This window comes from Paracoccus maritimus (genome assembly GCF_025195095.1).
GTDB classification, from domain to species: domain Bacteria; phylum Pseudomonadota; class Alphaproteobacteria; order Rhodobacterales; family Rhodobacteraceae; genus Paracoccus; species Paracoccus maritimus.
Window position 1 is genome coordinate 143,926 of record NZ_JANAVZ010000008.1, and the last position, 12,797, is coordinate 156,722.

The 12,797-nt window shown below is 65.2% G+C and carries 14 protein-coding genes; 7 read left to right on the plus strand and 7 right to left on the minus strand.

From position 1 onward, the window contains the following. The first annotated feature begins 137 nt into the window (after positions 1-137). From MU516_RS14610 to MU516_RS14625, 4 genes are read left to right on the plus strand one after another with little or no spacing between them, the layout of a single operon-like run. Positions 138-590 (plus strand): GAF domain-containing protein, encoded by a 453-nt coding sequence (locus MU516_RS14610; protein ID WP_260278018.1) that lies wholly within the window; start codon positions 138-140, stop codon positions 588-590. Further along, positions 568-960, plus strand: a complete 393-nt coding sequence (locus tag MU516_RS14615; RefSeq protein WP_260278019.1) for a GFA family protein — start codon at positions 568-570, stop codon at positions 958-960. The genes MU516_RS14610 and MU516_RS14615 overlap by 23 nt, the downstream gene beginning before the upstream one ends. A gap of 3 nt (positions 961-963) precedes the next feature. Beyond that, on the plus strand, positions 964-1,590 hold the full coding sequence (locus MU516_RS14620) for a LysE family translocator (RefSeq protein ID WP_260278020.1): 627 nt from the start codon (positions 964-966) through the stop codon (positions 1,588-1,590). Further along, positions 1,587-2,234 (plus strand): pseudouridine synthase, encoded by a 648-nt coding sequence (locus MU516_RS14625; RefSeq protein WP_260278021.1) that lies wholly within the window; start codon positions 1,587-1,589, stop codon positions 2,232-2,234. Before MU516_RS14620 ends, MU516_RS14625 begins: the two co-directional genes overlap by 4 nt. Here the strand turns inward: MU516_RS14625 and MU516_RS14630 are convergent. Further along, positions 2,231-3,004 carry an MBL fold metallo-hydrolase gene (locus tag MU516_RS14630; protein WP_260278022.1) on the minus strand — a complete coding sequence of 258 codons (774 nt, stop codon included), beginning with the start codon at positions 3,002-3,004 and terminating at the stop codon, positions 2,231-2,233. The two genes, MU516_RS14625 and MU516_RS14630, sit on opposite strands and share 4 nt — an antisense overlap. A 126-nt stretch (positions 3,005-3,130) precedes the next feature. Here MU516_RS14630 and MU516_RS14635 point away from each other — a divergent pair, with 126 nt between their 5' ends. The 3 genes from MU516_RS14635 to MU516_RS14645 all read left to right on the plus strand — a co-directional run bounded on the left by MU516_RS14635 (position 3,131) and on the right by MU516_RS14645 (position 6,585). Beyond that, positions 3,131-4,186: a saccharopine dehydrogenase gene (locus MU516_RS14635; protein ID WP_260278023.1), complete on the plus strand. Its 1,056-nt coding sequence runs from the start codon at positions 3,131-3,133 to the stop codon at positions 4,184-4,186. Position 4,187: 1 nt separating this feature from the next. Then, a complete protein-coding gene (locus MU516_RS14640; protein WP_260278024.1) occupies positions 4,188-5,327 on the plus strand; it encodes a saccharopine dehydrogenase family protein in 1,140 nt (379 codons plus the stop codon). Positions 5,328-5,409: 82 nt separating this feature from the next. Next, complete coding sequence (locus MU516_RS14645) at positions 5,410-6,585, plus strand: PQQ-dependent sugar dehydrogenase (RefSeq protein WP_260278025.1); 1,176 nt, start codon at positions 5,410-5,412, stop codon at positions 6,583-6,585. A gap of 54 nt (positions 6,586-6,639) precedes the next feature. Here MU516_RS14645 and MU516_RS14650 read toward each other — a convergent pair whose 3' ends face one another. From MU516_RS14650 to MU516_RS14675, 6 genes are all read right to left on the minus strand, one after another. Further along, positions 6,640-6,819, minus strand: a complete 180-nt coding sequence (locus MU516_RS14650; protein ID WP_260278026.1) for a hypothetical protein — start codon at positions 6,817-6,819, stop codon at positions 6,640-6,642. A 95-nt stretch (positions 6,820-6,914) separates the two neighbouring features. Continuing rightward, on the minus strand, positions 6,915-7,286 hold the full coding sequence (locus MU516_RS14655) for a DUF3775 domain-containing protein (protein ID WP_260278027.1): 372 nt from the start codon (positions 7,284-7,286) through the stop codon (positions 6,915-6,917). A 48-nt stretch (positions 7,287-7,334) separates the two neighbouring features. After that, positions 7,335-9,158, minus strand: a complete 1,824-nt coding sequence (mutL, locus tag MU516_RS14660) for a DNA mismatch repair endonuclease MutL (protein WP_260278028.1) — start codon at positions 9,156-9,158, stop codon at positions 7,335-7,337. A gap of 58 nt (positions 9,159-9,216) precedes the next feature. After that, positions 9,217-10,572 (minus strand): M16 family metallopeptidase, encoded by a 1,356-nt coding sequence (locus tag MU516_RS14665; protein WP_260278029.1) that lies wholly within the window; start codon positions 10,570-10,572, stop codon positions 9,217-9,219. Further along, entirely contained in the window at positions 10,569-12,050 is a 1,482-nt protein-coding gene (locus MU516_RS14670) for a M16 family metallopeptidase (RefSeq protein ID WP_260278030.1), read from the minus strand. The genes MU516_RS14665 and MU516_RS14670 overlap by 4 nt, the downstream gene beginning before the upstream one ends. A gap of 207 nt (positions 12,051-12,257) precedes the next feature. Continuing rightward, positions 12,258-12,779 (minus strand): DUF3035 domain-containing protein, encoded by a 522-nt coding sequence (locus tag MU516_RS14675; protein ID WP_260278031.1) that lies wholly within the window; start codon positions 12,777-12,779, stop codon positions 12,258-12,260. Positions 12,780-12,797 lie beyond the last annotated feature (18 nt).

A 12,797-nucleotide genomic window follows, 5' to 3' on the forward strand; every position in this document is an offset into this window, starting at 1 on the left:
GCGGCCAGATTGGCCGATCCCTTGCCCCGCGTCCATGATCGCGCATGGCTGCGGTGTGATGCGCCGCACCCCGCGATCTCCGATGCAGTCCGATGACGGGGTTTTCGTCGCCCGCCTGGGCGCGTAGAACCCGACGGATGAGCCATTATGACGACCTTGCGGCGCGGATCAGCGCCTTGACCCAGGGCGAGACCGACGAGGTCGCGCTGATGGCCACGCTGGCCTGCGAAATCCATCATTCGGACGACCGCTTCGACTGGACCGGTTTCTATCGCGCGGTAGGGCCGGAACTGTTGAAAATCGGCCCCTACCAGGGCGGGCATGGGTGCTTGGTCATCCCATTCTCTCGCGGGGTGTGCGGCGCGGCGGCGAGGACCGGGCAGGTGCAGCTTGTGGCCGACGTGGACGCCTTTCCCGGTCACATCGCCTGCGCCAGTTCCACGCGATCCGAGATCGTGTTGCCGGTTTTTGGCGCCGGGGGACGGTTGATCGGCGTGCTGGACATCGACAGCGACCGGGCCAATGCTTTCACCGCCGAGGATGCGGCGCGGCTGAGGGAGATCCTGGATGACGTCTTCGCAGAACTTTGAGATCCGGGGACAGTGCCTGTGCGGCGCGGTCCGGTTTTCGGGCCGCGCCGGTGGCCCCGAGGTGACGGCCTGCCATTGCGGCCAGTGCCGTCGCTGGTCGGGCCATGTCTGGGCGTCGTTCCATCTGGATGCGCCGGTGATCGATGGTCAGTCGCTGCGCTGGTACCAGTCCTCTCCCGAGGCCGAGCGGGGTTTCTGTTCGGTATGCGGCACGTCGCTGTTCTGGCGGCCGAACGGTCGCGAGACGCTGTCCGTGTCGCCCGGCGCGATCGACAACCCGACGGGGCTGCGGATGGACGAACATATCTATGTCGCGGACAAGGGCGACTATTATCGGATCGCGGACGGGCTGCCGCAGAAGGACCAGTAGACGATGATCTGGGAGACGCTGGCCAACATCCCAGCCGCACAGCTGACGGCGTTCATCGCAGGCGGGCTGGTGCTGAACTTCGCGCCCGGTCAGGACGTGTTCTTCGCAAGCGCCTGTGGCATCCAAGGCGGGCCACGCGCGGGCGCGTTGGCGGGCCTTGGTGTCGGTCTGGGCGTACTGATGCATCTGACCATGGCGACGGTTGGCCTGGGCGCGGTCGTCGCGGCCCACCCGCAGGCCTTGCTGGCCATCAAATATGCGGGCGCCGCCTATCTGTTGTGGCTGGCGTGGAAAAGCTGGAGTGCTGGGCCTGTCGATCCCTCGGCGCGCGGCAGCGTCAGACCTTGGAACATCATCCGACGCGGCTTCATGTCGAATGCACTGAACCCCAAGCCCGTGCTGTTCCTGCTGGCCTTTCTGCCGCAATTCACCAATCCGGCATGGGGGCCGGTCTGGCAGCAGGTCCTTGGGCTGGGCCTGATTTTTGCACTGACCGGAACGGTCGTGACAATGGGCTATGGCATCGTGGGCGGGCTGGCGGGCCATGTCATCGGACGCAATCTGGGAGTGGTCAACAAGATCGCCGCGGTGATGTTCGCCGGCCTCGCCCTGCGCCTTGTCACGAAATGAGCTTCGTCTATTCCCCGCCTCCGGATGCGCCCGAGATCATTCATGTCGATCACGAAATCCTTGTGGTGAACAAGCCGTCCGGGCTGTTGTCGGTGCCGGGGCGCGGGCCTGACCGGGCCGATTGCCTGATCGAGCGTCTGCGCGGTGCGTTTCCGACCATCCTTCTGGTCCACAGGCTGGATCTGGACACGTCGGGCGTGATCATTTTCGGCCTGACCCCGCATGCGCAGCGGCATCTGTCCAAGCAGTTCGAAGATCGGCGCACGAAGAAGGCCTACGTCGCGCGCGTGGCAGGCCGCTTGCAGCCGGACACCGGGCGCGTGGACCTGCCGCTGATCGTGGACTGGCCGAACCGGCCCCGACAAAAGGTCGATCACGATACGGGCAAGCCGGCGCGAACCGATTGGCGGGTGATGCGCGCTGGCGATGACGAAACGCGGGTCAGGCTGTTTCCGCTGACCGGGCGCAGCCATCAACTGCGCGTCCACATGGCCGAAACCGGCCATGCCATACTGGGCGATCCGCTTTACGCCACCGGCGATGCGGCGGCCCATCCGCGCCTGATGCTGCACGCCGAAAGCCTGCGGGTCAAACATCCCGAAAGCGGCGTGCAGCAAGGTTTCAACGCGCCGGTGCCGTTCTAGGCCTTGCCGTCGGGATACCAGTTCGCGATCACGACCTCGGAACCCGAGCCGCCATCAAGGACAAGCTGCGCGAATTCCTGAATATCGCTGCCACGATGGTGATAGGGGAAGACCACCGCAGGCTTGAACGCAGCCACGGCTTCCGCGGCCTGCTGCACGGTCATCGTGTAGGGCAGGTTCATTGGCAGGAATGCCACCGCGATATCAGTCAGCGCCTGCATCTCAGGCGTGGGCTCGGTGTCGCCGGCAATGTAGAAGCGCTTGCCACCGATCGTCAGGACATAGCCGTTGTCGCGCCCTTCCGGATGATACTGCATCCGGTCTTCGGTCGTGTTGTGGGCCGGAACAGCCTCGATCTGCATACCCAGTGCCTCGGCCATGTCGCCATTCGCCATGGTGCTGGCCCGCTCTTTCAGGGCATCCGGCAGCATCTCGTGGACCGCAGGGTTGGTGATCAGCCGCACGTCGGGCAGGGCCTCCAGCGTGGGAAGATCGTAGTGGTCACCATGTTCGTGCGTAATCAGGATAAGCGAGGGTTGGGGCAGATCCGCGTATTGTTCGGCGCCACCGACCGGATCGACATAGATCACCCCGCCCGGCGTCTCGACGACCATCGAGGCATGATCGACCGGGTGGAAAACGACATTGCCGCCTTCGACAGGATAGCTGAATTCCGACGCGCCCTGTTGTGCGGCGGCAAAGCGGGGCAGGGCGGTGACGCCCAAGGCGGCGACGGCAAGGGAAAGTCCGGTGCGGCGGGTGATCTGCATTGGGAATCCTCCTGTTCACAGGTGCGCGCTGAGAACCAAACCCTGACCGGCCGTCCGGGTTCCCTCTGGTTGCTGAGGCGCGGGCGCTGGCCTAGAACGGCGGATGACCGGCAGCGGAGGCCAAGGATGACACATGTGTGGGTGCGGGCGGAAAGTCGCGCGAATGAAGACCGGGTGGGCATCACCCCCGACGGCGTTGCCACGCTGGTCAGGAACGGCATGCGCGTCACCGTCGAAGACAGCCCGCGCCGGATCATCCCGACCGAGGGTTATCGCAAGGCAGGCGCAGACATCGCGCCCGAAGGCAGCTGGCCCGACGCGCCGGCGGACGCCATCATTTTCGGGCTGAAGGAACTGCCCGATGACGGATCGGCCCTGACCCACCGCCACATCATGTTCGGCCACGCCTTCAAGGGCCAGCCCGCCGGACAGCTGCTGCTGCGGCGGTTTCGGGCCGGCGGCGGCACGCTTTATGATCTGGAATACCTGCTGGACGAAGACGGGCGCAGGCTGGCCGCATTCGGCTACTGGGCAGGTTATGCCGGGGCGGCGGTGTCGCTGAAATGCTGGGCGGCGCAGCAGCAGGGGGGCGTCTGTGGGCCCGTTCACGCCTATGCCGACAAGAACCTGCTGATCGAGGATCTGCGCGCCCGTATGGATGCCACCGGCCATCCGCGTCCGCATGCCATCGTGATCGGTGCCAAGGGGCGGGTCGGCAGCGGTGCGGCGGATCTGATGACCGCGATGGGTGTGCCGGTCACACGCTGGGACATCGAGGAAACTGCCCATGGGGGCCCGTTCCCCGAGGTGCTGGCGCACGAGATCTTCATCAACGCGATCCTTGCCCGTCCCGGTGCCCCGGTCTTCGTTCCGGCCGAGGCGATCAATCCTGGGCGCGCGCTGACCGTGATCGGCGACGTTGCCTGTGATCCGACCAGCGATTTTTCCCCGATCAAGGTCTATGACCGCACGACGACATGGGATGCGCCGGCGTTGCGCGTGGCCGACGATCCTCCGTTGGACGTCATGGCCGTCGACAACCTGCCATCGATGCTGCCGCGCGAAAGTTCGGCCGACTATGCGGCGCAGCTATTGCCAGTTCTGGCCCGACTTGACGACATCGACGCCGGTGCGTGGGCGCGCGCGCGGGCGATTTTTCGCGACAATCTGAACGAGGTTTGACATGACTATCCACTGGATCGGAACCGGCCTCAGCGCCATTCCCGGCCTGCGTCGCCTGCTGCAGTCGGGTGCCGACGTGACCGTCTGGAACCGCACCGAAGCGAAGGCCCGGGCCGAGGTCGGCGATCTGACCGACGATATCCGCGCCTACAGTTTCGATGCCTTGGCCGATGCGGTCGGAAAGGGCGATATTATCGTGTCGATGCTGCCGGCCGATCAGCACGTCGAACTGGCCAAACTGGCGATCGCGAAAGGCGCGCATTTCGTCAGTTCCAGCTACGTGGCGCCCGAGATGGCCGCGCTGGAAGAAGATGCCAAAGAGGCTGGCGTAGTGCTGATGAACGAGGTCGGGCTGGATCCCGGCATCGATCACCTGATGGCCCATGATCTTGTCGCGGACTACAAGCTGCAGGCCGCCCGTCCAGGCGATGTGGTGCGCTTCACCTCGTATTGCGGTGGTGTGCCCAAACACCCCAATCCCTTTCGCTACAAGTTCAGCTGGTCGCCCCTGGGGGTTCTGCGGGCGCTGCGCTCGCCCTCGAAATCGCTGCGCGGCGGGGCGGTGCGCGATGTCGCCCGGCCATGGGACGCGATCGAGCCTTACGACGCGCCTCTGCCGGTGCCGGAACGGTTCGAGGTCTATCCGAACCGCGATTCGTTGCCCTTCATCCGGCAGTACGGCTTCGATCCCGATTGGGACGTGCAGGATTTCGTGCGTGGCACCCTGCGTCTGAAGGGGTGGCAGCAGGCATGGTCGCCGGTCTTTGCCGAGGTCGAGACCTTGTCAGGACCCGAAGGCGATGACCGGCTGCGCGAGATGGCCGATCAGTTCTGGCGCGACAACGCCTATGCATCGGGCGAACCCGATCGCGTCGTGCTGTTCGTCGCGCTGCGGGCCGAACGGGATGGCAAGATCGTTTGGGACAAGGAATGGGTTCTGGACGCACATGGCGACGCGAAGGGCAGCGCGATGGCACAGCTTGTCTCGGTCCCGGTGTCGATGGCCGTGCAGGCGGTTGCCGATGGCCGCGTGGCGCCCGGCGTTCACGCCGCGCCGGACGATCCGTTGCTGGTGGCCGATTGGCTGGTCGAGATCGGCGAGATTGCCCAGCACATGGCGAAGGTCGATCATCTGCGTTGACGCGGACGTGATGGGGTGCGGCTTCCGCCGCGCCACGACGCGTGTCAGGCTGAATGCAAGTTGGTTGACGAGGAGATTTTCGATGAAGCGATTGACGGTCGTCGTGGCGACTACCCTGTTCGCAGGATGCGCCATTGCACAGGGTTTCAACGATCGTCCGGCCAACGCGCCGGGTCAGACGCCAGCCTTCGAGAATCAGACCCGCGCACCGGGGCTGCGAGCCTTGTCCCTGCGGCGCGAGGTCGTCGCGGACGGTCTGGAAAATCCCTGGGGCATGGCGCAGCTGCCTGACGGCAGCTGGCTGGTCACCGAAAAGCCGGGCCGGCTGCGCATGATATCGCCCGATGGCACGGTCTCAGATCCGATACCGGGTCTTCCGAAAGTGGACCCCGAGGCTCAGGGCGGTCTCTTGGACGTGATCGTTGATCAGGATTTCGACCAGACCCGCCGTATCTGGGTCAGCTTTTCCGAACGCCAGCCGAACAACGACACGGCGACCGCAGTGGCGACCGGGGTGTTGTCCACGGATGGTCGGCAGGTCGAGGACGCGAAGCTGATCTGGCGGCAGACGCCGTGGCCGTCGGCACTGCATTACGGATCCCGGCTGGTGCTGGACGGCAAGGGTGGCCTGTTTGTCACCACCGGCGAACGTGGCGGCAACGAGGCGCGTCACGAGGCGCAGAACACCGCGAACACGCTTGGAACGGTGGTGCGGATCGACCCGCTGTCGGGGGCGCCGATGGGTGCCGGCCTTGGCGGCGATGCGCTGCCCGAGATCTGGTCCTATGGCCACCGGAACGTGCAGGGTGCGGCGCTGGCGCCCGACGGAACGCTGTGGACTGTCGAACACGGTCCGCAAGGTGGGGACGAGCTGAATCGGCCCGAGGCGGGAAAGAACTACGGCTGGCCCGATGTCAGCTATGGTGCCGAATATGGCGGCGGCACCATCACGGGCGGGCTGACGCAGAAAGAAGGCACTGAACAGCCGGTCTATTACTGGGATCCCGTGATCGCACCGGGTGGAATGACCTTCTATGACGGCGAAATGTTCCCCGACTGGAACGGCGACCTGCTGATCGGCGGGTTGCAATCGGGATCTCTGGTCCGGTTGGAGCTGTCAGGCAATCGCGTGACCGGAGAAGCCCGGCATGTCGAGGGCATAGGTCGGGTGCGGGATGTCGCGGTGGCGCAGGACGGGGCGATCATGGTGCTGACTGACGATGCCAACGGTGCCCTGATCCGGCTGACCGCACGCTGATCCAGACCAATCGATCCCCGCCGCCGGATTCGGCGGCGGGGATTGTCGTCGCCGTCACTGGCCAGCTTCGTCGTTTTCCTCGGAAATCGGATCGGCATTGCTTTCCCGGCCTTGCGAGTCGTCATGGCGCCGGGTTTTGTGATGATCGTGATTTTCCTCGCTGATCGGTCTGGCACCGGTGTCCTGGCCTTGATCGGGCGAAGATTTGTCCTGCTTGCTGCGTTCGTCGCTCATGGTTGAACCCTTCCGAAGATCGCGCCGTCAACATCAGGTCCGGCACGTTTCGACATCTCAACGGCGGGCAGAGGGGTGTTGTTCCGGGGCGCGTTTCAAACGGGCTTCTGCAACGCGTCCTCGGCATCCTCGGGCGAGATGCCCAATGCGTCCATCCCGGATTCCAGAAGATCGGCAAGACGTGGCTCGCCCATCAGATAATTCTGGGTCGGCGTGGTCCGCTCGACCCGTGCCGTAGCGATCGCTTCGGCCAGTTCCTCGGGCTCGAAGCTTTCGCGTCCGATCCACATCACGGCGACCAGACTTGCCTGTTCATCTTCGTTCAGGTTTTCGATGAAATCATGCAACTCGGTTCGGGTTCCATGCTGACGTCGTTCGCCTTCATGCGCCCAGGCGTTGATACCGCTTTCATATTCACGGGCGCGGATGATGATATGGGCGATCTTGTCGGGGCTGATCTGCAGCATGGCGGGTCTCCGGCGGATGTCCAGTTGTGATCCCGCCCGCGCGTCCCGTCAATCCTTCCGGCCGAACAGACGTTCGATATCGGACAGGCGCAGCTTGACCCATGTCGGGCGACCGTGGTTGCACTGGCCGGATTTCGGCGTGCGTTCCATTTCGCGCAGCAGGGCGTTCATTTCAACCGCGCCCATGCGGCGCCCCGAACGGACCGAGCCGTGGCAGGCCATTGATGACAGCACCGCATCAATGCGCGCGCGCAGCCGGTCTGTGCTGTCCTGATCCGTCAGATCATCCAGAATGTCGCGGATCAGCGCGGCGGCGTTCAGTCGTGTCAGCATGGCGGGCGCTTCGCGCACGGCGATTGCGCCGCTGCCGAAAGCCTCGATCACAAGGCCCAGATCGGCAAGTTCATCGGCGATTGACAGCAACCGGACGGCGTCGCTGTCGGGCAGTTCGACGATCTCGGGGATCAGCAGGGCTTGGCTTGCGATGCCGGTCGCGTCGGCCTGCGCCTTCAGCCGTTCATAGACCAGGCGTTCATGCGCGGCATGCTGATCGACGATCACCAGCCCGTCCTGCGTCTGGGCGATGATATAGTTTTCGTGAATCTGCGCCCGCGCGGCCCCCAGGGGGGCTTCGTCGGCGAGGTGTCGGGGCGTGTCCTCGAACCGGGCAGAAGGCGCTTCGGCAAAACCCGGCTGCGGGTCGGGGGCCTGCAGGTCCAGAGCGGCGCGGACGGCACCGCCCGAGGGGCGGTAGTCCATCTGATAGGCGCGGGCCGGCCGGGTCGGGGTGTCGGTTTCGGGCTGGAACGCGGCCAGCGTCGCATCGCCCACGGTCGAAGAGGCCCGATGTCCCGCATTCGCCAGCCTATGCCGTAATGCGCTGACGATCAGTCCACGCGCAGCCTGAGGATCGCGGAACCGCACTTCGGCCTTGGCGGGGTGGACATTGACGTCGACCAGCTGCGGATCGCAGGTCAGGTACAGCACCGCCGCTGGATGCCGCCCCTGCGCGAGCACATCCATGTATCCCGCCCTCAGCGCCCCTGTCAGCAGCTTGTCGCGCACCGGGCGGCCATTGACATACAGATGCTGCGCAATTGCCGCACCGCGGGAATAGGTCGGCAGGGCGGCAAAGCCCGTCAGGGTCAGACCATCGCGTTCGGCGTCCAGCGCGATGGTGTTGTCGATGAATTCGGCCCCCATGACGCGGGCCAGCCGCGCCTGCAGTGCGCCGAACAGCACGCCCTGTTCGGCGTCGGCGCGAAAGATCTCTCGCCCATCCGCGGTCAGCGTGAACCCGACCCAGGGCTCTGCCATCGCCAGCCGGCGCAGCGTGTCTGTGACGGCCTGCGTTTCGGCGCGTTCGCTGCGCATGAATTTAAGTCGTGCGGGGGTCGCGAAAAACAGGTCGCGCAGTTCCACCACCGTGCCCGGATTGCCGGCGGCGGGTCTGACGGAACTGGCCTTGCCCGCAGTCACGATGATCTGGGCGCCGTCCGCGCCGCGCGCGCGTGATGTGATGGTCAGCCGCCCGACCGCCCCCAGCGACGGCAGCGCCTCGCCGCGAAAGCCGAAGCTGCGAATGGCCAGAAGGTCACTGCCGTCGATCTTGCTGGTGGCATGGCGAGACAGGGCCAGCGGCAGATCATCGGGCGTCATGCCGCAACCGTCATCCGCGACGCGGATCAGGCGTTTCCCGCCATCTTCTATGGCGACTTCGATCCGCGATGCGCCTGCGTCCAGCGCGTTCTCGACCAGTTCCTTGACTGCCGAGGCGGGGCGTTCCACCACCTCGCCCGCCGCGATCCGGTTCGCGGTCGCCTCGTCAAGTTGCCGGATGATCGGGCGGATATTGGGGGCATGGCTGTTCATGCCACCAGATTTAGCAAGAAGCGGGCCGACCCGCCAGCGATTCGGCGGCAATCGTCGGCTAGTTGACCGCCGCTTCCGGTTCGGGCTGGCCGGCCTCTTGCCTGGACGCGCTGTCATCCAGCCCTTCCGGGCGACCGACCAGAACAAAGCGCAGATCGTCCGAACGCAGCAGCCGATCTGCGACGCGCTGGACGTCGCTGGCCGTCACGGCCTCAACCTGGTCGTTGCGGGTGTTCACGTAGTCGATCGGAAAACCTGCAAGCTGCATTCCAGAAAGAATTGACGCGATCTTGCGGTTGCCATCGAAGCGCAGCGGGTATTCGCCGGTCAGATAGGTCTTGGCGTCGTTCAGTTCCTGCTCGGTCACGCCGTCCGCGGCCATTCGGTCCCATTCCTGGCGGATCAGTTGCAGGGCCTGTTCGATATTGGCGTTCGACCCGGCCATACCGCCTTGCCATGTCTGACCGTAAAGCCCCGTCGCCAGACCGGTCCCGATGCCATAGGTCAGCCCGCGCTTCTCGCGGATCTCGTCCATCAGACGTGAACTGAAACCGCCGCCGCCAAGGATGTGATTCGCGACATAGGCCGCGAAATAATCCGGATCGTCGATTGGCAGGCCCGGCCCGGCGAAGCTGACGATCGTCTGCGGGCTGTCCCAGTCGATCACCGTGATCCCGCCGGTCAACTGCAGCTTTGCCTGTTCGGGCAGCGGCGCGGTTCCCTTTTCGGGCAACCCGCCAAGAACCTGATCCAGCAGGACGCCAAGCTCGTCCGGGGTGATGTCGCCGGCGGCGCCGATCACCACCCTGTCGCGGGCCAGAACGCGGTTCTTGGCCGCGACCAGATCCTTGCGGGTCAATGCGGCGATCGAATCGGCGGTGCCGTTGATCGAGGTTGCATAGGGATGATCGCCCCAGGCCTGAGACGCCATTTCCTTGGCGGCGATGGATTGCGGATCGGTCGCCTCGGACCGGATGATCGCCTGGACCTGAGCGCGCACCCGTTCGACCGCGTCCTCGTCAAAGCGCGGCTGGGTCAGGGCCTGCGCCAGCAATCCGGCGGCCTGGTCGCGATTTTCGGTCAGGGCGCGCATCCTGATCGACAGCGCGTCGTCGCTGACATCGAAGGACAGGTCCGCGCCCAGATCCTCGACCGCCTGGGCGAAGCCGGTCGCATCCAGCTTGCCCGCACCCTCTTCCAGAAGGCCGGTCATCAGGTTGATCGCGCCGCGCTTGCCCGGTGCTTCCAGGCTGGCGCCGCCCTGGAAGTCCAGGCTGAGGGCCGTGAAGGGGATCGAGTGATCTTCGACCAGCCAGGCTTCGATGCCGCCGGGCGATGTGACCCGCTGGATGTCGATGGCGTGGGCCGGAACGGCCAGAACGGCAAGGAACAGGGCAATGGCGGCGCGGATCATTCTTGCACCTCGTCGGCGGTAGTGGCGTTTCGGGCGGGGCGCAGCGGCGGGCGATCCCCATCGGAGGCAGGGGTACGCGACGCAGGCACGGGTCGCGCGGATTTCGCGGCCCGGTTCTGCGCCGGCGAGGACTTGGCTTGCTGCTGCGTTTCTTCGGGCAGCAGCCAGCCCGTCACCGTCGCGTCGCTGGTCAACAGATCCTGCGCCGCCGCACGCACATCCTGTGCGGTCACCGAGGCCAGGATGTTGGGCCAGTCGTTCACATCCTCGATGGTCAGCCCCGTGGCCAGACCCTGGCCATAGTCATAGGCACGGCCATGGGCCGAATCGCGGGCATAGATTCGGGCCGCGCGGATGCGGGTCTTGACCCGTTCCAGATCATCTTCATCAGGGCCCGTTTCAAGGAATTTCGCAAGGCTCTGATCCAGTAGCTGTTCTGCCTGCTCGGTCGACATGTCCTGCGCAGGCACCATCGAGATCGAGAAGGTGGTCGGATCCACCGCCAGCCCGTCATAGCCCGCGCCGACCCAGATCGCCTTGCCCGTCAGTGCCAGTTCGCGGCCCAGGACCGAGGTCTGCATCGAACCGCCCAGAAGTTCGGACAGGACCGTCAGCGCGGCGGCGCGCTGCTGATCGCCCGGGTTGCGTTCCGTCGCCAGATAGCTGCGGATCAGCGTCGGCTGCGCGACGCGCGCATCATGCATTTCCATGCGCCGGGGGGATTTCTGTGCCGGCTCCTGCGGTCGGACGCGCGGTTCCGCCTGTCCCTTTGCAGGGATCGGGCCGTAATATTTTTCGGCAAGTTCGCGGGCCTTTTCGGGCGTCACATCACCGGCAAGGATCAGCACGGCCTCGTTCGGCGAATAGTGGCTGTCATACCAGTTGATGGCATCCTCGCGAGTCAGCCCTTCCATCTCTTGACGCCAGCCGATGATCGGGCGGCCATAGGGGTGATTGTAGAACTGAACCGCGTCGCGTTCTTCGGAAAACAGGGCGCGCGGATCGCTGTCCACACGCTGCGCACGTTCCTCCAGCACCACCTGGCGTTCGGCCTGCCAATCGTCCTCGCCGATCTTCAGATTCTGCATGCGGTCCGATTCCATCTCCATGACAAGGGGCAGGCGATCACTGGCGATGCGCTGAAAATAGGCCGTGTAGTCATAAGAGGTGAAGGCGTTGTCCATGCCGCCATTGGCGGTGACGGTCTTCGACAGTTCGCCCGGCTCCAGCTTGTCGGTGCCCTTGAACATCAGGTGTTCAAGATAATGTGCGATGCCCGACTTGCCAGGCGTCTCGTCGGCGGCGCCGATCTTGTACCAGACCATCTGTACGACGACCGGGGCGCGGTGATCCTCGATCACCACGGTTTCCAAGCCGTTTGGCAGGGTGAAATGGCTGATTCCCTCGGGCATCTCAGCGAATGCCGGAAATGCGGTGAGGCACAGGGCCAGTGCGGTGGGCAGGACAGGGTGATGCATCCGGGGCTCGACCTCCTCTTTCACGGGCGGAAATCTGAACCGGGGGGCGGTGCGGCGCAAGACGGTCTCGCGGTATTGTGTGTGTCGGACCGACTTGGCAAAGCGGGCCTGCCGCCCGCAAATCACCGACGACATGCGGATTCGGTCTGTTCCTCGCAACCTATCCGGCTGGCCCGCAGCACATCGCGCTGCAAGCCTGCGCGATGATCACTCTGCCGTGGGGGTCGGAGAGGTCGACGTCCGCGCCCCGGCACGCTGCCAGCGCAGCTGCTCGGCGCTGGGGTCCAGTGCCATCGGGCGATATGCGCGCTGATAGACTGACGTGCCGAACAGCGCCTCCAGCGGACGGCGCGCGTTGCGCGAACGCCAGCGCAGGTCTGCCTCGGCCAGCGTTGTGCGGATGCCGGGATTGTTGCCGCGACGTGACGCGTAGGCGACCAGCGCCTGATCCGAGGCCGCGATGCCTTGATCGGCCAGCCGACCGGGATTGCCGCCGAGCGCCGCAACCGCGTCGGCCTGCGGCGTCGGGTCGGTGATGTTCGCACCGCCAGGGGTCGGCGACGGCAACACCGCAAGATCGGGTGGCATCGACAGGGGTTTGGTCGGCAGGATCGCAAATTCGTCGGGGCTGCTCTGGCCAGACTCGATATTCATCAGACGCGGGTCGCCGCTGCAGGCCGAAAGCCCGGCCGCTGCCGCAAATCCGATTACCAGCGCGAATGCTCGCATCACCTGCCCCTTTATCAT

Excerpts from the sequence above, each read along its gene's own strand:
- MU516_RS14610 (WP_260278018.1), top strand. The coding sequence starts at position 138 with ATGAGCCATTATGACGACCTTGCGGCGCGGATCAGCGCCTTGACCCAG.
- MU516_RS14615 (WP_260278019.1), top strand. The coding sequence starts at position 568 with ATGACGTCTTCGCAGAACTTTGAGATCCGGGGACAGTGCCTGTGCGGC.
- MU516_RS14620 (WP_260278020.1), top strand. The coding sequence starts at position 964 with ATGATCTGGGAGACGCTGGCCAACATCCCAGCCGCACAGCTGACGGCG.
- MU516_RS14625 (WP_260278021.1), top strand. The coding sequence starts at position 1,587 with ATGAGCTTCGTCTATTCCCCGCCTCCGGATGCGCCCGAGATCATTCAT.
- MU516_RS14630 (WP_260278022.1), bottom strand. The coding sequence starts at position 3,004 with ATGCAGATCACCCGCCGCACCGGACTTTCCCTTGCCGTCGCCGCCTTG.
- MU516_RS14635 (WP_260278023.1), top strand. The coding sequence starts at position 3,131 with ATGACACATGTGTGGGTGCGGGCGGAAAGTCGCGCGAATGAAGACCGG.
- MU516_RS14640 (WP_260278024.1), top strand. The coding sequence starts at position 4,188 with ATGACTATCCACTGGATCGGAACCGGCCTCAGCGCCATTCCCGGCCTG.
- MU516_RS14645 (WP_260278025.1), top strand. The coding sequence starts at position 5,410 with ATGAAGCGATTGACGGTCGTCGTGGCGACTACCCTGTTCGCAGGATGC.
- MU516_RS14650 (WP_260278026.1), bottom strand. The coding sequence starts at position 6,819 with ATGAGCGACGAACGCAGCAAGCAGGACAAATCTTCGCCCGATCAAGGC.
- MU516_RS14655 (WP_260278027.1), bottom strand. The coding sequence starts at position 7,286 with ATGCTGCAGATCAGCCCCGACAAGATCGCCCATATCATCATCCGCGCC.
- mutL (WP_260278028.1), bottom strand. The coding sequence starts at position 9,158 with ATGAACAGCCATGCCCCCAATATCCGCCCGATCATCCGGCAACTTGAC.
- MU516_RS14665 (WP_260278029.1), bottom strand. The coding sequence starts at position 10,572 with ATGATCCGCGCCGCCATTGCCCTGTTCCTTGCCGTTCTGGCCGTTCCG.
- MU516_RS14670 (WP_260278030.1), bottom strand. The coding sequence starts at position 12,050 with ATGCATCACCCTGTCCTGCCCACCGCACTGGCCCTGTGCCTCACCGCA.
- MU516_RS14675 (WP_260278031.1), bottom strand. The coding sequence starts at position 12,779 with ATGCGAGCATTCGCGCTGGTAATCGGATTTGCGGCAGCGGCCGGGCTT.